This window comes from Qingrenia yutianensis, from assembly GCF_014385105.1.
Classification (GTDB): domain Bacteria; phylum Bacillota; class Clostridia; order UMGS1810; family UMGS1810; genus Qingrenia; species Qingrenia yutianensis.
Genome location: NZ_JACRTE010000006.1, coordinates 71,942 through 92,104, shown reverse-complemented (window position 1 = coordinate 92,104; position 20,163 = coordinate 71,942). Strand labels below are relative to the sequence as shown.

General features: G+C 41.6%; 21 protein-coding genes. 9 read left to right on the top strand and 12 right to left on the bottom strand.

From position 1 onward, the window contains the following. Positions 1-355: 355 nt before the first annotated feature. The 7 genes from H8706_RS06730 to H8706_RS06700 all read right to left on the bottom strand — a co-directional run bounded on the left by H8706_RS06730 (position 356) and on the right by H8706_RS06700 (position 5,286). On the bottom strand, positions 356-988 hold the full coding sequence (locus tag H8706_RS06730) for a hypothetical protein (RefSeq protein ID WP_262432021.1): 633 nt from the start codon (positions 986-988) through the stop codon (positions 356-358). Positions 989-1,375: 387 nt separating this feature from the next. Next, positions 1,376-1,546, bottom strand: coding sequence for a cyclic lactone autoinducer peptide (locus tag H8706_RS06725; RefSeq protein WP_262432020.1), 171 nt, complete (start codon positions 1,544-1,546; stop codon positions 1,376-1,378). Between the two features lie 34 nt (positions 1,547-1,580). Then, a complete protein-coding gene (locus H8706_RS06720) occupies positions 1,581-2,171 on the bottom strand; it encodes an accessory gene regulator ArgB-like protein (RefSeq protein WP_262432019.1) in 591 nt (196 codons plus the stop codon). Between the two features lie 142 nt (positions 2,172-2,313). After that, on the bottom strand, positions 2,314-2,787 hold the full coding sequence (locus H8706_RS06715; RefSeq protein ID WP_262432018.1) for an ATP-binding protein: 474 nt from the start codon (positions 2,785-2,787) through the stop codon (positions 2,314-2,316). A gap of 821 nt (positions 2,788-3,608) precedes the next feature. Beyond that, positions 3,609-4,322 (bottom strand): LytR/AlgR family response regulator transcription factor, encoded by a 714-nt coding sequence (locus H8706_RS06710; RefSeq protein ID WP_262432017.1) that lies wholly within the window; start codon positions 4,320-4,322, stop codon positions 3,609-3,611. 242 nt (positions 4,323-4,564) lie between these two features. Continuing rightward, entirely contained in the window at positions 4,565-4,720 is a 156-nt protein-coding gene (rd, locus tag H8706_RS06705; protein ID WP_262432016.1) for a rubredoxin, read from the bottom strand. Between the two features lie 14 nt (positions 4,721-4,734). After that, positions 4,735-5,286, bottom strand: a complete 552-nt coding sequence (locus tag H8706_RS06700) for an NADH peroxidase (protein ID WP_262432015.1) — start codon at positions 5,284-5,286, stop codon at positions 4,735-4,737. A 201-nt stretch (positions 5,287-5,487) separates the two neighbouring features. Between H8706_RS06700 and H8706_RS06695 the strand changes: the two genes are divergently transcribed. Further along, entirely contained in the window at positions 5,488-5,847 is a 360-nt protein-coding gene (locus H8706_RS06695; protein ID WP_262432014.1) for a heavy-metal-associated domain-containing protein, read from the top strand. Here H8706_RS06695 and H8706_RS06690 read toward each other — a convergent pair. Both H8706_RS06690 and H8706_RS06685 read right to left on the bottom strand, forming a co-directional pair. Further along, entirely contained in the window at positions 5,837-6,553 is a 717-nt protein-coding gene (locus tag H8706_RS06690) for a DUF554 domain-containing protein (RefSeq protein ID WP_262432013.1), read from the bottom strand. The two genes, H8706_RS06695 and H8706_RS06690, sit on opposite strands and share 11 nt — an antisense overlap. Continuing rightward, the gene (locus tag H8706_RS06685; protein ID WP_262432012.1) at positions 6,550-7,056 is read right to left on the bottom strand and encodes a GNAT family N-acetyltransferase; all 507 of its coding nucleotides are present in this window, start codon (positions 7,054-7,056) and stop codon (positions 6,550-6,552) included. The genes H8706_RS06690 and H8706_RS06685 overlap by 4 nt, the downstream gene beginning before the upstream one ends. Before the next feature lie 148 nt (positions 7,057-7,204). On the opposite strand from H8706_RS06685, the gene H8706_RS06680 reads away from it, so the two are divergent. Genes H8706_RS06680 through H8706_RS06670 form a run of 3 tightly spaced genes read left to right on the top strand, consistent with a single transcriptional unit; the run spans position 7,205 to position 10,647 of the window. Further along, positions 7,205-9,085, top strand: coding sequence for a type 1 glutamine amidotransferase family protein (locus tag H8706_RS06680; RefSeq protein WP_262432011.1), 1,881 nt, complete (start codon positions 7,205-7,207; stop codon positions 9,083-9,085). A 10-nt stretch (positions 9,086-9,095) separates the two neighbouring features. Beyond that, positions 9,096-9,785 (top strand): DNA alkylation repair protein, encoded by a 690-nt coding sequence (locus tag H8706_RS06675; protein ID WP_262432010.1) that lies wholly within the window; start codon positions 9,096-9,098, stop codon positions 9,783-9,785. A 1-nt stretch (position 9,786) separates the two neighbouring features. Next, positions 9,787-10,647: a sugar phosphate isomerase/epimerase family protein gene (locus tag H8706_RS06670; RefSeq protein ID WP_262432009.1), complete on the top strand. Its 861-nt coding sequence runs from the start codon at positions 9,787-9,789 to the stop codon at positions 10,645-10,647. A 74-nt stretch (positions 10,648-10,721) separates the two neighbouring features. Here the strand turns inward: H8706_RS06670 and H8706_RS06665 are convergent, their stop codons facing one another. From H8706_RS06665 to H8706_RS06655, 3 genes are all read right to left on the bottom strand, one after another. Continuing rightward, positions 10,722-11,936: an MFS transporter gene (locus H8706_RS06665; protein ID WP_262432008.1), complete on the bottom strand. Its 1,215-nt coding sequence runs from the start codon at positions 11,934-11,936 to the stop codon at positions 10,722-10,724. A gap of 1 nt (position 11,937) precedes the next feature. Next, a complete protein-coding gene (locus tag H8706_RS06660; RefSeq protein ID WP_262432007.1) occupies positions 11,938-12,711 on the bottom strand; it encodes a DeoR/GlpR family DNA-binding transcription regulator in 774 nt (257 codons plus the stop codon). Positions 12,712-12,819: 108 nt separating this feature from the next. Further along, a complete protein-coding gene (locus H8706_RS06655; protein WP_178347896.1) occupies positions 12,820-13,029 on the bottom strand; it encodes a polysaccharide deacetylase family protein in 210 nt (69 codons plus the stop codon). Between the two features lie 195 nt (positions 13,030-13,224). Here H8706_RS06655 and H8706_RS06650 point away from each other — a divergent pair, with 195 nt between their 5' ends. The 5 genes from H8706_RS06650 to H8706_RS06630 all read left to right on the top strand — a co-directional run bounded on the left by H8706_RS06650 (position 13,225) and on the right by H8706_RS06630 (position 20,158). Then, complete coding sequence (locus H8706_RS06650; protein WP_262432006.1) at positions 13,225-14,646, top strand: GH39 family glycosyl hydrolase; 1,422 nt, start codon at positions 13,225-13,227, stop codon at positions 14,644-14,646. Further along, entirely contained in the window at positions 14,643-15,509 is an 867-nt protein-coding gene (locus H8706_RS06645; RefSeq protein WP_262432005.1) for a glycoside hydrolase family 16 protein, read from the top strand. The genes H8706_RS06650 and H8706_RS06645 overlap by 4 nt, the downstream gene beginning before the upstream one ends. 10 nt (positions 15,510-15,519) lie before the next feature. Continuing rightward, entirely contained in the window at positions 15,520-17,433 is a 1,914-nt protein-coding gene (locus H8706_RS06640; protein WP_262432004.1) for a hypothetical protein, read from the top strand. 110 nt (positions 17,434-17,543) lie between these two features. Next, complete coding sequence (locus H8706_RS06635; RefSeq protein ID WP_262432003.1) at positions 17,544-19,199, top strand: extracellular solute-binding protein; 1,656 nt, start codon at positions 17,544-17,546, stop codon at positions 19,197-19,199. Positions 19,200-19,216: 17 nt separating this feature from the next. Then, positions 19,217-20,158 (top strand): ABC transporter permease, encoded by a 942-nt coding sequence (locus tag H8706_RS06630; protein ID WP_262432002.1) that lies wholly within the window; start codon positions 19,217-19,219, stop codon positions 20,156-20,158. Positions 20,159-20,163 lie beyond the last annotated feature (5 nt).

Sequence of the window (20,163 nt, the reverse complement as noted above, 5' to 3'; positions counted from 1 at the left end):
TGGTTTTGAAGCCGTATTTTAAATTCATACCGCGTCAAAAACCTGCCATATGCGTCGGGCATAATGGCAGGTTTATTTCTTGTCTGAATTGTAAAATCCGATATTCAAAACTGCCCTGCACCTTAAAAACAAGATTTTTTGATGGATTTCAAGGCAAAAAAGCGAGTAATCCTGACGGATTGCGAGTTTTTTTAACGCAGAAAGGCGCAAAAAATATGTTTTTAAGGAAATGCTGTCTTATCGAGGAACGGCTTTTTGTGTGTTTTTTGTATTAAAATGAGGGATAGAGAAAAAATTTCCCTATCCCTCATAAAAACAGATTTAATCGCTGTGAAAACTGACTATAATTCCCCTCTTAATACGAATAGAATGTGATAAGGCCGTCATTATCCAGCAAATCAATAACGCCCGAAGTTTTATACGTTGAAACACAGTCTTCGTCTTCGGCGTGATAACAGCCTGTATTAACACCGACCTTTTTCATTGCAATATAGGAAAATTCTTCACCTTTATTAAAATAATATTCCTTACTGCCTAATTTAATGTTTACGGGAAAGTCTGCCGGAACAAATTTTGTTTCAATATATCCGGTGTAAATATTTTTAATGTTTCCTATGGATTGTGTAATTGTTACCAGAAAATGTTTTTCGTTTTCAACATCGCCCCATGCAATAAAATCATTGTCTGAAGTTAAGTGATAGCTTTCTATCACAGAATTGGTTGATAAATCGGTGATTGTTATATCTGCATAGTCCGCCGGGAATATGTTTTTCAAATACCTGAATTGTATTGAAAGACTCATATCCATTCCGATTGAACTGCTTATAACCATTGGGAAATCAGCGTACAAGTCTTGGGTATCTTCGCTTACAAGATTATAATTCCGGGTGACCGATAATGCGGTTTCTTCAGCCGCATACGCAAATGTAAAGTGAGACAATATCATCACGGCGCACCAAAAGCCGGAAAAAAGTTTTTTTACAACCATAATATAATTCTCCTCGATAGAAAAATTTGTAATAAAAAGTTAAAAATGGGTATTGACAAGCAAGTACGTTTTGATTATACTTATGTATGAGAGATTCCATCGACAAATTGATAAGTTGCTGTCAGGTTGCTTATAGCCTTTTGCGTGGTTTCTCTTTTTTTGATATAAAATAATCTTATTACATTTTGAAAATAAGTAATAAGATTATTTTACCTTACAAGACAATCATTGCTTCCGAATAATTTCCGTACAAATATGCAAATTTGCTTTTGTGCGATATCATCACTGCGATGAATTTTCGGTATTTTGATTGTACCTGTGCAGTGTTGGAATTTTAAATTTTGGCATTTTTTAACCTTCGGTAGTGATATGTAATATCATCATTTACTATCGGTTAAATTTTTTGAATTTTTCCAAACCCTTCGGCTCTTCCGGCTCGTAAAACGGCATTACACAAGACGAGTTTGCCGCGATAGTCGCGAAAGCAAAAGCACAAGCTGCGATAGTTGCACCGTACTTTACGATTACCTTTTTTGCAATTTCACTGAATTTTTTCATTTACCACACCTCCTTTCGGATTTTTAAATAAAATCTAATATTTTTTAACACCCAGTTTTTCTTTAATTACTGCCATAATCATAGAAATCACTACGGCAGCTTGTCCAATCGCTAATGAAACGACATACGGACTGTCGGGAAAAACGGCTGTTAACAACAAAATAACCGATGTTTCAATCGAACACACCATAATACTGAATTTTCGGTAGTGCTTTACTTCAAACTCACTTACGGATTTATTTTTATGTATAACAGGCGCTTTGACTAAAACCACAATCAATGAACATATTGTGCACAACACAATCAGTATTGCGTATATATTTTTAGGAAATACGTTCATTACCAGTGTAAAAATGCCGTAAACCGCAAGGGATATTAAATAGCATCTTATTCTCGTATCAGCGTGGTATCCGCCGGCATATATTCTCAATGGTATAAAAGCAGTAAAAAACAATACTGTTTCGGAAAAGTTACCCACAAAGACAGATATAATCAAAATACTTGCAATTTCAATCACCGACGACAAAAATATGGCTAATCCATATTGACAGGCTTCAATATCATCTTTCTGAATTATGCCTTGGTTCCACAAAGCGTTAGCAATAGTGCCGGATATACTTTTCATATCGCACCTCCTTTCGATGCTGTGATTATAGCACAATATTAAGTGAAAATTGTCGATTTTTCGCAAAATGCAATCTAATCGACGAAATTTGCATAAAAAAAGAAAAAAACCCGAATTTTTACATTCGGGCCCTTTTTTAGTATTATTGTTCTTTAGTAAATATTACGAATTTCAGTATAAATTCCGTATCAGTTCTTTCGATAGTCGGTTCAGCATTATACTTTGAAAGCGCGGTTTTAATATTTCCAAGTCCGAAACCGTGATTTTGCTTGTCGCTCTTTGATGTGCCGAAAGTACATTTTTTACACTTCGGCGCAGTATTAACGATTTTGCACAAAATTGCCTTGTCCCTGCAGATGATTGTTATGTCAATTCTTTTATTTGCCGTGTCCATTCGGCCGCACGCCTCTATCGCATTATCAAGAGCGTTGCCGAATATTACACATATATCTGTCGGGTCAATCGGCATATCTTCGGGAATTTGAATTTTTGTATTTACGGTAATTTTCTTGCTCTCTGCGATAGCTATTTTGGTACTTAAAATCGCATCAAGTGCTATGTTTCCCGTTTCGATAACACTGCTGTTTCCGATTTTCTTTTCCCCTAATTTTTTCATATAGTTACTTGCGCCGGTTATATCGTTGTTATCGAAATACGCTTGCAGTCCTATCAGAAAATTTTTGTAATCGTGCTTAAATTTCTTTATTTGTTTTTGGGTAATCAATATTTCATCAAGATGTTTTAACTGTGTCTTTAAATGCTGTTCATACTGTTCCTGGTTTCGTATTGTTTCTGCCTGCTCTGCAAGATGCTCGTACAAATACAGTGCAGAAAATGTGCTGAAAAGCAAACCAAACGAACATAATATTGCGAGGTTGTGCAAGTAAGTTTTGTTGACATTAAATGATAATTTAAAAATGAGAAAGATTGCAATCGTGGAGGTAGTAAACATCAGCAGAAACAATAACCAATATGAAGTTCCCGTATAAAAGTTCTTTTTTCTAAATTTTATATAAATAATATTTACAATAAAAAGGGCCAGCATTTTAGAAACTATTATTCCCAACAGTCTGTATTGAGGGGTGTTGACTACGTTCGAAACTGTTATTTTAAAAGCTAAAGTAATTCCGAACAGAACCATTATCTCAACAAGACCAAGTAATAGAATAGTAATAAACGGAACAATTATTTTAATTGATAATTTTCCGTTAAACAGGAATAACGGGAACAAGAATGATATTACCATTACGGCTATGTTAATAATACCATAGTTAAAAAAGGCGTTGCTTATGTTTATCATTACCGCAACAATAATTATACTGATGACATATAACCAAGGAGAAAATTTTTTGTTCTTTTCGCAAAAAGCTTCATACATTTTAAACAGAATAACTGCCTCAATAACTCCCGTAAGTATATCGGCAAGGTTAAAAATTGTCATACTCTGAAATCCCTTTCAAGAAAATTGGTATATTTTTCAAGCACTTCCTTTTTGTAAGAACGGCTTACGGCAATCATTCTATCGCAATGATACAGCTCTGCGTTGTTTTCCTTTATGGTTTTTATGTATAAAAAGTTAATGATAAACGATTTGTGCACTCTGCAGAACAAATCTTTATCAAGCAACTCAAAAATTTCCGACAAAGGTTTGCATATTTTATATATGCTGTCTTTTGTGTGGAGCCAAATCCAATGGTCCTGACTTTCGCAGTATATTATGTCGTCGCAGTACAAACGTACTTTGGTTTTGTTTTCCGTAAATGCAAAAACCTTTCTCTGTTTGGATAACTTTTTGCCTATGTCATAAAACACCGTTTCAAATTCCGCGGGGTCAACGGGTTTGACTAAAAATCTGAACGGTGCGCATTTAAAGCTTTCGCGCATATATTCCGTGTGGCTTGTGACAAAGACGATTATCACGTGTTCATCAACTTCTCTGATGAGATTTGCCGTTTCAATTCCGTTTAATTTTTCCATTTCCATATCGAGAAAGATTACATCATACTGCTCTGCGCCCGTCTTGAAGGCCTGAACCAACCTTTCACCGTTTTGGTACGCATCACATTCCGCATTATTCCTGTCAATTTTCTCAATATAATTTTCGATCTTATTGATGCAATTCATATCGTCATCGCAAATAGCTATTTTCATTTTGTGCTTCCTTTCTGTATGTGCCTGCAGTTATCAGATATATTTCACACCCACATAGTAATATATCACTGCTGATATACTTTGTCAATATACCTGATATATATAATTTACATATAATTTGTTTTTTGTGAAAAAGTTACTTAAAATCGGAACAGTACAAGAAAAAGTACAATTAAAGGCTAAAAAACCGCATGAAACACGAAAAAAGAGATAGAGCAAATTTTTGCTCTATCTCCCGAAATTTATTCTTCCTCAAACATGTCTTTTCCCAAACCGCAGGTCGGGCAAACCCAATCCTCGGGTACGTCCTCCCAAGCCGTGCCGGGAGCTATGCCGCTGTCCGGGTCTCCGATTTCCGGATCATAAACATATCCGCAGGGACATACATATTTTTTCATATAGCTTTTCCTCCTTAACCAAAATATCTTTTCAGCATACCCTCAAAGCCTTTTCCGTGTCTTGCCTCGTCCTTAGCCATTTCGTGAACGGTATCGTGGATAGCGTCATAGCCGAGCTCTTTTGCTTTTTTTGCAAGCTCGAATTTGCCTGCGGTTGCACCGCACTCAGCTTCGGAACGGAGTTCGAGGTTTTTCTTTGTCGAAGGTGTAACAACCTCGCCGAGAAGTTCTGCGAATTTTGCTGCGTGTTCTGCCTCTTCCAAAGCGGCTCTCATATAAAACTCGCCGACTTCGGGATAGCCCTCTCTTACAGCCTGTCTGCTCATTGCGATATACATACCGACTTCGGTGCACTCGCCTTCAAAATTAGCTTTAAGACCTTCATAAACTTCAGCGTCGATTTTATCTTTTGCGCCCACGCCGATAACGTGCTCGCACGCAAAACTCAATTTGCCCTCTTCCATAACTGTGAATTTCGAGCCGTCAACACCGCACTGAGGACATTTAGCCGGGGGATTGTCACCCTCGTGAACATAACCGCAAACGGGACATACAAATTTTTTCATAAAAAACATCTCCTTTAAAATTTTTAAAAATTATTATTGATAACGATTACTAATATTATTATACCGCAAATTTTTAATTTGTCAATAGTTTTTTGATAAAAAAATAAAAAATTTTTAAAATCATCTTCCAACCGGCTTGACACGGGCATAAAACAGGGGTATAATCTGGTTAGTTAAAGCTAACGAAAAGGAGAGGTTTATATGTCTACCGTTATTATTTGTCTTGTACTTGCGGCAATTTGTGTTTATTCAATAATAAGCTACCGAAAAAAAATAAGCAGCGGCTGCTGCGGAAGCGGAGGCGGTGAAATAAAAATAAAGCCGAAAGACACAAATGCAAAAAACTATCCTTATGAATATTATGCCGGTGTTGACGGAATGACCTGCGCGCACTGCAAAATGCGCGTCGAAAATGCTTTTAACGGTATGGACGGCGTTTACGCGCGCGCGGATTTGAAAAATAAGACCGCACATATTCTTTCAAAGTGCAGTCTTAATGAAAATCTTATCAAATCTACCGTTGAAAAAGCAGGGTATACGTATTATCCCGTCAAAAAATAAATGCCCATATCACGGCTATAACTATTGTCGGGAGCATGTTTGCCGCCTTAAATTTTTTCTCGAGCACGAAATTTGCGCCTATGCAAAAAATCAGCATTGAGCCGGTGAGCGAAAGGTTGTTTAGCGCCGTATCTGTGAGGTACGGCGCTATAAAATGCGCAAAAACCGTCACAGAGCCTTGAAAAATTGCAACGGGGATTGCCGAAAAAATACATCCTTTTCCGAGCGCCGCCGAAAGAATGAATATAATGATAAAATCGAGCAGTGACTTTGCGGCGAGAACCGAAATATCGCCCGAAATGCCGTCGTTAACCGCGCCGACAACCGCCATTGCGCCGACGCACACGGTAACGGACGAGGTGACAAAGCCGTTTACAAACATATTGTCGCCGGTGCTGTTTGTTTTTCTTTTCAAAAATTCACCGAACGTGCTGATTTTCCCGTCAAAGTCGAAAAATTCGCCGATAAGCGAGCCTAAAACAAGGCTTACAATCATCATTGCCGTGCCGTTTGTTGAAAGCGACGTGCCGTTTACCGTCATCATTTTTGACAGCGCACCGCTTATGCCTATAAACATAATGCACAGTGCGTTTGCTTTAATAAGTATATCTCTGTACCGTTCGGATATGAATTTTCCGCCCAGCGTGCCCATTATACCGCCGATAACTATTGCGGCGGAATTGAGCAAGGTTCCGAGTCCTATCATTGTTTTTCACCGTCCGTAAAAAGATAGTAGTTGTCAATATCCAAAAATCTGCCGAATTTTTTTCCCGCGCGTCTGACCGTTCCGCAGAATGTGAAACCGAATTTTTCGTGCAGAGCACAGCTTGCTTCGTTTCCCGATGTTATCACCGAAACAACGGTGTGTGTGGCGTCATCTTTTTTTGCGTATCTTATAATTTCGCTCATCAGCGCGGTTGCAACACCCATTTTTCTGTAGTTCGGCGAAACATAAACCGAAAGTTCGACGGTTGTTTTGTATGCTTCCTTGTCACGGTAGGGCGAGAGCGAGGCATATCCCAAAATTATCCCGTTGTCCTCGGCGACTATTAACGGGTGATTTTCCTTATTGTGTGCGTCAAACCAGATTTTCTGCTCGTCATATGTTTTTTTGTGCAAATCGAGCGTTGAAATGCCGTTTTCAACTTCATAATTATAAATGTCCAAAATTTCTTTCAAATCTTCAATCTTTGCGGTTCTTATGTTCATAATTTCCACTCCTCTTATTGATAGATATTTTATCACACAGGTCAAAATAATTCAATTATTTGTCAATATTTCGGTTTACATTTACTAATTTGTATGGTAAAATACTGCATGGCTTTATAAATATCCTATAATATAAGGAATGATTTTTGTGGCTTACGAATTTAAAAACGGTATTCTCCATAAAGACGGAAGGGCAATTATGGGATTCGGAGTGTCGTATTATCCGTCGTTTTATCCTACAAAATATCCTGTTCCGCCGACTGCTGACAGAACCGGCGAAATGAAAAAAGATTTGCGCCTTATGCACGAGTCGGGCTTTCATTTTCTGCGTGCGGCGGCGCTTTCGGATATTTCGCTCGGCAAAGACGGCAATGTTGAAATTTCGTCGCCGTTTATTGATGATATGGCGCGCGAGGCTGAAAAAAACGACCTTGGCATTAGCATAAGGCTTCAGGGATACGTTATGAATATCCGCGGAAACAAAGATTATCTTATGATTAACAACGACGGCGAGGAAATGTGCAAGGATTGGGCGTCGTTTATGCACTCGACGTTTTTTCACGACGGTATTTTAAAGGATAATTACGACTGCACAAAGGCGCTTGCGGAGCATTATTTAAAGTTTAAGTCACTCATTTCTTATCAGATATACAACGAACCGCATTATCCTGCAAACGGTGTGTTTGATTATCACCCTCTTGCGGTTGATGCATACAGAAAACACCTTGTCAAAACGGGTGTTTTGACAAAAGACGAGGCGAAAAATTATTATCCGCCTAAAAAACGTCCGCAGAATAAAGAAAAAATTGAAGAATGGGTGCGCTGGAGGCTGTTTTCGATGCGCGCGCTTTCCGATTTTCTCATAAAATCGTCCGATGCGTCAAAGGACGGCGCAAAGGATATTGAAACGTTTACCTGTATGACGGTAAGTTCGAGCGGAAATAACAACGCTGACCGCGGTGAAAGCTTTTTTGAGGTGTGCGAGGGTATGGATTCAATATCCATAACGCTTTACACAAACTTTGACGGTGTGGATTATTTCAGCGCAAAGCATACAATAAATCTCTCGGAGTCTGCGGCGGCACTGTGCGGAAAACACGCGTGGGCGGCAGAGCTTGACGCGAGAACAAAAATGCCGTCGAGAAAGTTTTATCAGTCTACATATGCCATAATCGGCGCGGGACACAAGGGAATTTGCTATTATCAGTGGAGAGGCGACTGTCCGCGCGACGGTGTTCTCGAGGGCGACGTGTGCGGACTTCTGCATACCGACGGCACAAAAACCGACGCTTTTGACCGCGACATTAAGCTTTTGAAATATCTTAACGGTTTTTCCGATAAAATTGTTAAATGCGAGAAAAAAAGAACGCATATCGCGGTGCTTCATTCCGATTACGGCTATGCTTATGCAGACGCACTGACCGACAACCTTATGGGCGGTGTGAACATTTGGCAGTATATTACGGTGAGCATATGCAAAAAGCTTTATCAGCTCGGATTTAACGTTGACTTTGTGCGCGCGTCCGACTTGGACAAAAATGTTTTGGACGTTAAGGCGCTTTATGTACCGATAAAATATATGCTGTCCGATGTGGAAACCGAAAAAATAGACGCTTTTGCAAAAAACGGAGCAAAAGTATTTTTCCACGATATTACCGGCACGTTTGAGGCTATGTGCGCTGACGGGTTTTGGGATTGGACAAATCCGCCCAAAAACCGCGCCGTGGATGATTTCAGGGGCGGTATGGAAATTGACGATACCGTTGAAATGACCGGACTTATTCCGTTTGTAGAAACGTTTGACAAAAACTTGTTTGCCGACGTTATAGAATGTGAAGAATACAAAATCGTTGCATTTGTGAGCAATCACCCGACGCAAAAGACGATAAAATCGCACAAAATAAAGCTTAATTTCGGCGGAAAAACGGCGAAATTTATGACGCCGTTTGAAGAAAAAGAGCTTGAAATAACGGACGGTTATGTTGATTTGCCCGATATAGACGACGGCGCACTGATGTTTGTATATTGAGGCGGTAAGAATGACAGATTTACAAAAACGGCTTTTTGATTTGCAGGATAAAGAGTATAAAGAATTTCATCAAAAGCTTATGCCGACGGTAAATCCCGACTGTGTAATCGGCATAAGAACACCCGTTTTGCGAAAGTTTGCAAAAGATTTCGCAAAGGAGGACGGCGCGGAAAAGTTTTTAAATTCGCTTCCGCATAAATATTATGAAGAAAACAATCTTCACGCATTTTTGCTTATGGACGAGAAAGATTTTGCAACTGCGCTTGCAAAAACCGAAGAATTTTTGCCGTATATCGACAACTGGGCGACCTGCGATGTGTTTAAACCGAAAGTTTTTGCAAAAAATACCGATAAGCTTATCGGCAAAATTGACGAATGGATAAAAAGCGGTAAAACATATACTGTGCGGTACGGAACAGGGCTTTTGATGTCGTATTATCTCGATGAAAATTTTAAAGAGGAGTATGCCAAAACCGTTTCGCAAATCCGCTCGGACGAGTATTATATAAATATGATGACTGCGTGGTATTTTGCAACTGCGCTTGCAAAGCAGTATGATTTTGTGATAAAATATTTAACGGAGAAAAGACTTCCGAGGTGGGTTCACAACAAAACCATACAAAAAGCAGTCGAAAGTTTCAGAATTTCGCCCGAAACAAAGGAATATTTAAAAACATTGAGGATAAAAGGAGATGTTTAAGATGCTTAAAATTTCAACCGAAATAGACTCTGCGGCAAAGATAATCGGCGAGGAAAAAGCGGTGGAATATTATGCAAAGGCAGGCTTTGACGCGTGGGATTTTTCTATGTTTGACATGGTGCACGTAAGCAGTGACAGAAAGAGCATAATTAAAACAAATCACCCCTTGTGCGGTGAAAATTATCTTGCGTTTGCGAGAAGGCTTAAGAAAATAGGCGAGGACAACGGGATAGAGTGCAACCAGTCGCACGCGCCGTTTCCGACGCATATACCCGAAATGCGTTCGTATTTAAAACGCTCGATTGAGTGCACTGCCGAGGCAGGCGGAAAAATCTGCATAATCCACCCGATGAACAAAGCGTCGGTGGAGGAAAACACCGAAATGTTCAACGAGCTTTTGCCGTTTGCAAAGCAGTGCGGTGTTAAAATTGCAACGGAAAATATGTGGAACTGGGACGCTGAAAAAGACTGTGTTAAATTTGCGGCTTGTATGACTCCCGAAAGCTTTAATGCGCATCTTGACGCGGTAAACGACGAGTTTTTCGTTGCGTGCCTTGATATAGGTCACGCTGAAATGCTCGGCGCTAACACAAGTGCGCCCGAAATGATAAAAGCGCTCGGAAAAAGGCTTTGCGCACTTCATATCCACGACAACGACAAGCGTCACGACTCGCATCAAATTCCGTTTTCTATGCAGATTGATTTTGACGCGGCTGCGCGCGCACTGAAAGAAATAGGGTATAACGGGTACCTCACACTTGAAGCGGATCAGTATCTTAAAGATTATAATAAAGACAACGTTTTCGACGGAATGAAAGACCTTGCCCGTTCGGCAATGAAAATAAGAGATATGTTGCAATAATCATTAAAATTTATTTAAAAAAGGACTTTGCATTGCAAAGTCCTTTTTATCAGCTTAGTTTTCTCTTTTTATGTTTAATTTTCTTTAAATTTATTCCACGGTTTTGTCACCGCAAGGCAGATTAAACCGCCCGCAAGTGCGATTACCGCCCACAAAACGATGGTTGCGCTCCAGCCGAATTTTTCGGAGAAAAGCGCAAGTCCCGCGCCAGATGCCGCACTGCCGATATACGTGCAAAAATTTAAAAGACCCGACATAAACGATATGTTGCCGTATTTTGCAAAATACGGCGGTACCATACACGTCATAACAATGTTTACACCGTACATACAAGCGGTTAAAACCGCGGAGAACAGAATTGAAAACGGTGCACTTTTTCCGTTTACCGAAAAGAGCAAAAGCGCGGAAATAAATCCTGCGAAAAATACAACCGATGCAAGCATAAGCTCGCTTTTTATAAATTTTCGGTATATCACTGACGTTAACTGAATTGCACCGATACTGAAAACCGGAAGTATCACGCCCGTTAAAATTGCGGCACGGCGGTCGAGGTTAAACGTTTCCGATATGTACGACGGCATCCAAGTTGTCACGCCGTCGCGCAGTATACCCTGAAGCACGATTGCAAGCATAATAAGTCCCATAAGCACAAGGTATTTTACACCGAATTTTTCGTTTGTTTCGGTAATTTTATTTGTGACAAAATGTGTGCTGCCGTTTTCAAAACGGCACTTTTTCATCCATATAACCGACATAAGAACGGCGAAAAATGCCGACACAACAAACACGCCTCTCCAGCCGAAAAGTGATATGCAGACCGGTGACAATGCGTAAACCGCGATTGTGCCGAACGAACTTCCCCAGGTGACGATTACGCACGCTTTTTTGTAGTCCTCCGACGTGAAAAGCGTCGCCATAATTTTAACCAGCGGAGGCCACATAAACGCCTGCGCAAAGCCGTTTACCGCCCAAACTGCCGCCATTTGATACGGCGATGTGCAAACGGGTATTATAAGATTTGTCGCGGCAGTGAGCAAAAGTCCGCCGAAAATAAGCCTTTTGGGGTTTAATCTGTCGCCTAAAAATCCGCTTATGAGCTGACCGGTTCCGTATGTTACCGCGCTCATTGTAAGCGCGAGCGACACGAGCGATTTCTGCATATTTTCCGCGGCGCATATTTCGGATATTACCGCGCCGTAGTTAATGCGCGTAACGTAGCTTATGAGGTAGAGAAACATAAAAAGAAGCGACGCACTCAAAACTTGTTTTTTGTCCGTGATTTTTTCCATTTTAAAATTCCTCGCTTGTAATTATTTGGATATTGTTGGATTTGTAGATTTCTTTTATTTCATTCGACAGCGAAGAATCACTGATATATGTAAATTTTTCGTTTATATCGCACGTTTTAACAAGCGAGCTTTTGCCGAATTTACTGCTGTCGGCGAGTATATAAACCTCGTCGGACGAATTTATTATTTCCCTCTGCATTTGCGAGAGGTAGGGAAGATGCTCAAAAATTCCGTTGCCGAGAGATATACTGCTCGGGAATATGAACGCTTTTGAAACCCTTATTTCGCCGAGCATTTTTAACGCAAAGTCGCCGTAGAACGCATTTTCGGCGCGGTCGAAAAATCCTCCGCACAAAATGACGTTGAAATTTTTGTAGTTGCACGCGCGCAAAAATACGTCGAGAGAGTGGGTGACAACAGTGAGAGAGTCCAGCTTTTCCTTTAAAACTTCGATAAGTTCAAGCGCCGTGCTTCCGCAGTCCATAGCGATAATGTCGCCGTTTTGCACAAATTTTGACGCAATGCGCGAAATTTCGTTTTTCTGCGGTTTTTTTTCTTCAATACGCGACGGAAAATCAATATATCGGTCTGCCGACGGTTTTAGTACAGCACCGCCGTGGACTCGCGAAAGCTCGTTGTTTTTTTCAAGAAACAGTAAATCTTTGCGGATTGTTTCTATCGAAACACCGAATTTTTCGGAAAGATATGTAACTTTTACCGCAGATTTTTCTTTTAAAATATTGCATATTTCTTTTCTTCGTACATCTGCAAACATTTGCAATCAACTCCAACTAAATCCAACTTTATACAACAGATTATAACACCGTTTGACAATAATGTCAACATTTTTCGGAATTGTTTTGAGTGACCGCAAGTTGAAATTTTAATCTATACTGCCCGTGCTGACGGTGTTCGGAATTTGTTTTCCGCTCACGTCTACCGAGAAATTTTCTTTGTAGATGATTTCGGATACGGGAACGATTTTGTAGCCGTCCGCTATAAGCTTTTCCAAAATTTTCGGCAGTGCCGCAGGCGTGTTTTTCGCCGCGTTGTGGAAAAGAACGATTGAGCCGGGCTTAACTTTTGTCGTCACACGGTCGATGATCGTTTCGGGCGCTAAATCTTTCCAGTCCAGACTGTCCCCGCAGGCAGCGGTTGGAATGAGGCGTTATACGGGAGTTTTTTGAACGTCTGCGGTTATAAATTTCCTATTATGGTTATATTTTTCGGATTGACGCAAAATGACTGTGAATGTTAGAATTAACCTATAAAAACGGAGGTTTTGCAAATGGACAGACTTATTAAGACAGGAAAAATAAAACCAAAAACGTCACTCGAGGTGAAAAGCTCAAAAATAGGCATCGGCTTTGAAAAACTCGACCGCGACGTGTTCGACCCCGAAAAGGCTTACGACAAACTCGGAAAGCTCGGCGTTAAATGGGTTCGCATACAGTCGGGCTGGCAGAGGACGGAAACCGAAAAGGGAGTATATAATTTTAAGTGGCTCGACAAGGTTGTGGACAGCCTTATAAACCTCGGTCTTACGCCGTGGATTTGTTTATGCTACGGCAATGCTCTTTACGGCGGTATGGCAAAGGAAATATTCGGTGCGGTGGGTTGTCCGCCGATTTTCACCGATGAGCAAAAACAGGCTTGGAAAAATTACGTAAGTGCAGTTGTAAAGCACTATGAGGGACGTGTTTCGTATTTTGAAATATGGAACGAGCCTGACGGCGAATGGTGCTGGAAACACGGAGTAAGCGGAACGGAACTCGGCGTTTTCACGCGCGAAACCGCAAAAACCATAAAAAGCGCAAATCCAAACGCCAAAACTATCGGCGGTGCGCTTTGTCTGCGCCCGATAACCTTTATAAACGACGCTTTTGCAACGGGAATGGGAGAGTATCTCGATTTTATTTCGTTCCACGAATACACGGCGGACGAAACTTTGGTGTTTGAACGTGTTAAGGCGCTTAAAGCGCTCGCGCAAAGCTACAATCCGAACATTGACATTATTCAGGGCGAGTCGGGTTCGCAGTCGCGCGGCGGCGGTCACGGTGCGCTCTGGCGCGGCTGTTGGACGCCCGAAAAACAGGCGAAACAGCTTGCGCGCCACACAATAGCCGACCTTATCACAAACGTGCATTTCACGTCGTATTTTTCGTGTATGGATATGATTGAGGCGCTCGGCGGAAAAGTGGGCGACGTAAATTCGTATCTCGATTACGGATATTTCGGTGTTCTCGGCGCGGAATTTGACGAAAACGGCAGGTCGATAGGCGAGTATGCGCCGAAAAAGTCGTATTACACATTGCAAAATATCGCGTCGGTCTTTGCCGATGATTACGAGCTTTGCGATATTCCCGCGATGTTTGTTCCGCAAAAATCGGAGCGCATTTTTAAATATGACATTGAGCGTAACAAGTGCGTGACGGGCGGATTTAAAAAGAACGGCGGAAAAGCGTTTGTATACTGGTATCCGTCCGATATTATGACGACATCGTTTGAAAGCACGGTTTCTATGGAAATCTATTCGGAATACGACGATATTTATGTTATCGACGTTATGGACGGAAGCGTTTATAAAATCCCCGATGAAATATTAAAACGCGACAAAAACGGTATGTATACGCTTACAAATATGCCGGTAAAGGATACACCGCTTATTATTGCATTCGGTAAATTTGCAGACTGGGAGGAAGAAAAATGAAAAGTTACAAAGTAGAAAATCACGCGCCGAGTTATCTTCCGAAAGAGAAAAACTGGACTCTTGTATGGAGCGACGAATTTGACGGCGACAAACTTGACGAGAGCAAATGGAATTACAGACTGTATTTTTGGGGCAAAAAGTCGCCCACATTCACAAAAGAAGGCGTGGAGGTTGACGGCAAGAGCAACTTGCATATAAAGCTTATCGAAAAAGACGGAAATTATTTTTCGGGACACCTTCAAACAGGCTCGCTTACATACGATATACCGAAAGACAGCGACGGTTTCTGGCCTTTCGGCAAGTTTGAAGGGGCAAAGTTTATGCATAAATACGGCTATTATGAAATAAGATGCCGTCTGCCGAAAAATCCCGGCTGGCACGCAGCGTTTTGGCTTCAGGCGCCCGGAATAGGTTCGTCGCCCGACGCGTCGGCGTGCGGTGTGGAAACCGATATTATGGAAAATTACCGACAGCACACCGATAATATTATGCTTTGCGGAAACGGCTACGGCGGATACGGAAAAAATTCGGTATGGCCCGGACATTTTAAGCACCCGTTTAAGGAAACCGCGGACGGCTGGCACTATTACGGCGTTGACTGGAACAAGGACGGATATACGTTTTATATGGACGGCGAAAAGGTCGGTTTTCAGGGCGCGCCCGATATGCCCGTCAGCAACACCGAGGAATTTATCCTCGTCAGCACCGAGTGCCACGGTTATCACAGGGCTTTCGGCGAAAACTGCGGTGACGACGGACACGGAAACGTGTGGGCAGGAAAGCCCGTTGACGAGCTTTTGCATGCCGTTTTGCCCGACGAATTTGTGGTTGACCACGTACGTGTTTTTGACGAAGTGAAATAGGAGTATAAATATGAAAAAGTTTTGTGCTTTGGTTGTTATATTGACGCTTTTGTGTCCGTCGGCTTATGCCGAGGGAATGATAACATTTTCGGGAAAAACAGATTTCGGCAAAATGATAACCGTTATGACGGTGAAAGATAATGGAAATTACAGTCTGCCCGATTTTGATGATATAGGATATATAAATCAAACAACCGCGGACGAAAACGGAAATTATGCGATTGGCATACCGATTTCGCAGTTTGACAGCGGATACAAGCTTTTTTCAAACGAAAATCTGCGCCGTGTGATATATGTTTCGCAAAACGGAAACGACAGCGCGGACGGAAGCAAAACCGCGCCGTACAAAACGCTTTTAAAGGCGCTTTCGGTATGCGGGGACAATGCAATGATTGTTCTTTCTGATATTGTGTCTGTTCCGAACGGTGCGTGGTATAACTGCGATGCCGAAAATGTCACAATAAGCGGAAAAAATCCCGAAAACGGCGAAATTGACGGCGGGCTTGATTTTACAAAAGCCGTCGGGGTGCACTTTAATTTTTCGGTTACGTTTGAAAATATGACGTTTAACACGCTTGCGTCCGACCTTTCGGACTACAATGCGAAAGTTAACAAAATTTTTGCCTGCGGAAACAAAATTGTGTTCGGCGAGAATTTAACAATGGACAACCCGATTGACGTGTTCGGCGGACATTCGATAAACCACACCGTAGAAAGTACCGATGTAACCGTTAAAAGCGGTATATACAGAAGAATATACGGCGGAGGCGAGCAGTCGGCGGTAACGGGCGATACGCACATTAAGATTTACGGAATGAACGAAAAATTTTCCGCAAATGATGACAATTCAAACTATTACAAAAGCTGGATTTCGGGCGGAGGAAAAAACAGCGGTGCAACTGTCGGCGGAGGTTCGTATATCGAATTTTACGGCGGTGTGTGCGCGGTTGTTTCGGGCGTCGGAATAGGCGCGGAGGTTCTGGGTGATACGCACATAACGCAAAAGGGCGGACGCATTATGAACATCTACGGCGGAAGCGCCGACGAAAAGACCGTTCACAAAGGCAACTCGCATATAAGCATCGAGGGAGGCACGGCAGAGTCGGTGTTCGGCGGTTCGTACTGCGCCGATTTTATCGGAAACACCGATGTAAGCGTTACGGACGGCGAAATTTTAAGAAGAATTTACGGCGGTTGTTACAACGACTGGACGGGGAGCTGGAAAGGTGATTGCAGTGTCAGCGGTACGGCGTGCGTAACGGTCGGCAAAAATGAGAAAATCGTAACACTCGGCGACTTGAAAGGCACAAACAGGCTCAATGCGGGAATTTTCGGCGGCAGCAGAACGGCAAACCAAAAGGACAGCGAAACCGCGGTTGTTATATTTTCTCAAAATTCGTATGACGAAAAAATAAAATATCTCGGCGATGTGACGGGCTATGATGATGTTTTCGAGCCGTTTTGCAATTTTATTGTAAAATCGGGCGAGGGCGGAAGTGTTGTGTCAAAAGGTGAAAATGTGATAGGCATTATGCCGAATATCGGCAAAAATGCCGTTATCGGCGGAGAAACCGTGACAAAAAGCAGTTATACGCTTTCCGATTATCTCACCGAAATAACTTTTGCCGACGGAATAACTTTGAGCAATGCTGACATCAAGAATGATAACGGAACGGTCAAACCGAGCGTATATATCGGCATAGGAAAAACAAAAAAACTTTCGGGAAACGAAATGCTGATTGCGGTTATATCAAATGCGGAAAATGACACCGAAATTGAAAAAGCAAAGGTTGACAAAGAGGGAAACTATGCTTTTGATTTTGATATAAATTCAGGCATCCAAAACGCATATGTCAAGTTTTATCTTTGGGATATGACGGGCTTAAAACCGCTCGGAGAGCCTGTAATACTGGCGGTAAGATAGGTTTGCGGTTATAATTTTACGACCGCGGTATTCTTTTTCAAATTGACCGGAACACGGCTTAATGATAAAATTTTATTATAAGAAAGAATAAAAAAGAAAGGAAAATTTCTATGAGAAAAATTTACAAGGCTCTTGCAATTATGACCGCGATTGTGACAACTTTTTCGGCGTGCGGAAAAAATTCCGACAATGCAAGCGTTTCAAATGCAGGCGAGTATGTTGCCGATACCAATCTTAATGCGCCGGGCGAATTTCCCGTTTGCAAAAACAAAATAACCTTAAAAATCGGAATACCGAAAGACCCCCTTGTTACCGATTATGACACAAACCTTTACACACAGGCGATAAAGGAAAAAATGAACTGCGACATTGAGTTTTCTTATCTTCCTTCGTCGTCGGACGAGGCAAAGCAAAAGGTTGAGCTTATGATTTCGGCAGGCGGAGCGGATTTGCCCGACGTAATTATAAACGTTCCGTTAAGCGACAGTGCAATTTCGCGCTATGCGTCAAAGGGATTTATAGTTCCGCTCAATAATTACTACAAAAATTCCTCCTATTACATAAAGAAAGTTATGGAGGAAGAACCCAATCTCGAAAAAATGATTACAATGGTTGACGGTAATATATACGTTGTTCCGAAATACCTTAAAATTATGCAGAACGAGCTCGGCTACCGTATGTGGATATACGAGCCGTGGCTTAAAAAACTCGGACTTGAAACACCCAAAACCACAGACGATTTTTATAACGTTTTAAAAGCGTTTAAAGAAAAAGACCCGAACGGCAACGGTATTGCGGACGAAATTCCTCTGCTCGGTGCGACAAACGGCGGTGAAAGCTGGTTTTTGGATTACCTAAGCGCGGCATTTTTGCCCATCAATCCGCAGAGCGATTATCTCTATGTTGAAAACGGAAAAATCAAGGCGGCATACGTTCAGGACGAATACAAAGAGGCAATAAAATATATGAGCAAACTCTGCAAAGAGGGCTTGCTGTCGCCGTCGTCGTTTACGTCGGCAGGCGCACAGTCGCGTCAGACGGTGCAGAACCCCAATGCGGTACAGGTAGGAACGTTCACAACAATGGCGCCGACATATTTAATCGGATCGGACGAAAGACAGAACGGTTATAAAATTCTTCCGCCTCTTACACAGGAGAACGGCACGGGGTATGCGGTATATGCGCCGAGCATCCCCGTAAACTCTTTCTTTATAACGAAAAACTGCAAAAATCCCGAGGCGGCATTCAGAATGGCAGACATTATGATGAGCGAGGAAATGACAATATGGTCGCGTTTCGGAAAAGAGGGAACGGACTGGCTCAAACCGACGGCAGGTCAGAAAAGTATGTTTGACTATATGGGATATGAGGCTAAAATCAATCCCGTTCTCGCGTGGGGCGCTCCGCAAAATTCACATTGGCAGAACGCCGCGCCCGGTTACAGAAGTTATGCTCTTTCATTCTCAACGGTTGAAAACGGAAGCAACATCTTTGAAACTGAAATTGCAAACAAGCTTGAAAGCTACAAAGAAAAAATACCGAAAGAATATATAACAAAAATCATTTACACCGAAGAGGAAACCGACGAGGTTAACGAAATTCAGCAGAACATCAATTCGTATAAAAACGATATGATAACGCGCTTTATAATCGGCGACCTTGACGTTGACGCAAAATGGGATTCGTATATCAAAGAACTTAAATCAATCGGTGTGGAAAGACTTGTTTCAACCGCTCAAAAAGCGTATGAAAGGACAAATAAATAGCAAAAGGAAGATTTTATGTGAAAACAGATATTTGCACAAACAGAAAAATTAAAGCGCCTTTAAAATATAAAAAGTACTGGCAGTTATATGTTTTTTTACTGCTTCCCGTTTTATACATAATAGTGTTTGCGTACGGCCCTATGGCAGGACTTCAGATTGCATTCAAAGATTTTGACGTTGCAAAGGGTATTTTCGGCTCGCCATGGGCAGGGGTTAAATATTTTAAAAAGTTTATAAACTCGTATCAGTTTTTAAGAATTATACGAAACACATTTGTGCTTTCGATATATTCTCTGATTGCACGTTTCCCCGTGCCGATAATACTTGCAATCTGCATAAACGTAATGCAGAACAAGTATTTTAAGAAAACAACGCAGATGGTTATATATATGCCTCACTTTATATCGGTTGTCGTGCTTGTGGGTATGTTAAACCAGTTTTTCAACCCGTATGTGGGACTTTACGGAAACATATACAAAATATTAAACGGAGCGAACGCGCCCGACATTATGACAAATCCCGCGTCGTTTCTTCATATGTACGTTTGGTCGGGCGTATGGCAGAATATGGGCTGGGATTCCATAATCTATATCGCCGCTCTTTCGGGTGTGTCTCCCGATTTGCACGAGGCGGCGCAGGTGGACGGCGCGTCAAGATTAAGACGTGTTTTCAGTATCGACATTCCTGCCATTATGCCGACGGTTGTTATACTTCTTATACTCAACATAGGTCAGCTTATGAATTTGGGATTTGAAAAAATATTCCTTATGCAGAATAACGTCAACTTAAGGTTCAGTGAGGTTATTTCAACTTATGTTTACAAAGAGGGTATTTCGTCGGGAGGCGGAAACTATTCTTATGCCACTGCGATAGGACTTTTCAACTCCGTTATAAACTTTGTGCTTGTTGTAACGGTTAACAAGCTTGCGAGAAAGTATAACGAAAGCGGTTTATGGTAAAGGAG

What these genes read in the sequence shown, in the direction of transcription:
- H8706_RS06730 (WP_262432021.1), bottom strand. Translation starts at nt 988, where the DNA reads ATGGTTGTAAAAAAACTTTTTTCCGGCTTTTGGTGCGCCGTGATGATA.
- H8706_RS06725 (WP_262432020.1), bottom strand. Translation starts at nt 1,546, where the DNA reads ATGAAAAAATTCAGTGAAATTGCAAAAAAGGTAATCGTAAAGTACGGT.
- H8706_RS06720 (WP_262432019.1), bottom strand. Translation starts at nt 2,171, where the DNA reads ATGAAAAGTATATCCGGCACTATTGCTAACGCTTTGTGGAACCAAGGC.
- H8706_RS06715 (WP_262432018.1), bottom strand. Translation starts at nt 2,787, where the DNA reads ATGAAAAAATTAGGGGAAAAGAAAATCGGAAACAGCAGTGTTATCGAA.
- H8706_RS06710 (WP_262432017.1), bottom strand. Translation starts at nt 4,322, where the DNA reads ATGAAAATAGCTATTTGCGATGACGATATGAATTGCATCAATAAGATC.
- rd (WP_262432016.1), bottom strand. Translation starts at nt 4,720, where the DNA reads ATGAAAAAATATGTATGTCCCTGCGGATATGTTTATGATCCGGAAATC.
- H8706_RS06700 (WP_262432015.1), bottom strand. Translation starts at nt 5,286, where the DNA reads ATGAAAAAATTTGTATGTCCCGTTTGCGGTTATGTTCACGAGGGTGAC.
- H8706_RS06695 (WP_262432014.1), top strand. Translation starts at nt 5,488, where the DNA reads ATGTCTACCGTTATTATTTGTCTTGTACTTGCGGCAATTTGTGTTTAT.
- H8706_RS06690 (WP_262432013.1), bottom strand. Translation starts at nt 6,553, where the DNA reads ATGATAGGACTCGGAACCTTGCTCAATTCCGCCGCAATAGTTATCGGC.
- H8706_RS06685 (WP_262432012.1), bottom strand. Translation starts at nt 7,056, where the DNA reads ATGAACATAAGAACCGCAAAGATTGAAGATTTGAAAGAAATTTTGGAC.
- H8706_RS06675 (WP_262432010.1), top strand. Translation starts at nt 9,096, where the DNA reads ATGACAGATTTACAAAAACGGCTTTTTGATTTGCAGGATAAAGAGTAT.
- H8706_RS06670 (WP_262432009.1), top strand. Translation starts at nt 9,787, where the DNA reads ATGCTTAAAATTTCAACCGAAATAGACTCTGCGGCAAAGATAATCGGC.
- H8706_RS06665 (WP_262432008.1), bottom strand. Translation starts at nt 11,936, where the DNA reads ATGGAAAAAATCACGGACAAAAAACAAGTTTTGAGTGCGTCGCTTCTT.
- H8706_RS06660 (WP_262432007.1), bottom strand. Translation starts at nt 12,711, where the DNA reads ATGTTTGCAGATGTACGAAGAAAAGAAATATGCAATATTTTAAAAGAA.
- H8706_RS06650 (WP_262432006.1), top strand. Translation starts at nt 13,225, where the DNA reads ATGGACAGACTTATTAAGACAGGAAAAATAAAACCAAAAACGTCACTC.
- H8706_RS06645 (WP_262432005.1), top strand. Translation starts at nt 14,643, where the DNA reads ATGAAAAGTTACAAAGTAGAAAATCACGCGCCGAGTTATCTTCCGAAA.
- H8706_RS06640 (WP_262432004.1), top strand. Translation starts at nt 15,520, where the DNA reads ATGAAAAAGTTTTGTGCTTTGGTTGTTATATTGACGCTTTTGTGTCCG.
- H8706_RS06635 (WP_262432003.1), top strand. Translation starts at nt 17,544, where the DNA reads ATGAGAAAAATTTACAAGGCTCTTGCAATTATGACCGCGATTGTGACA.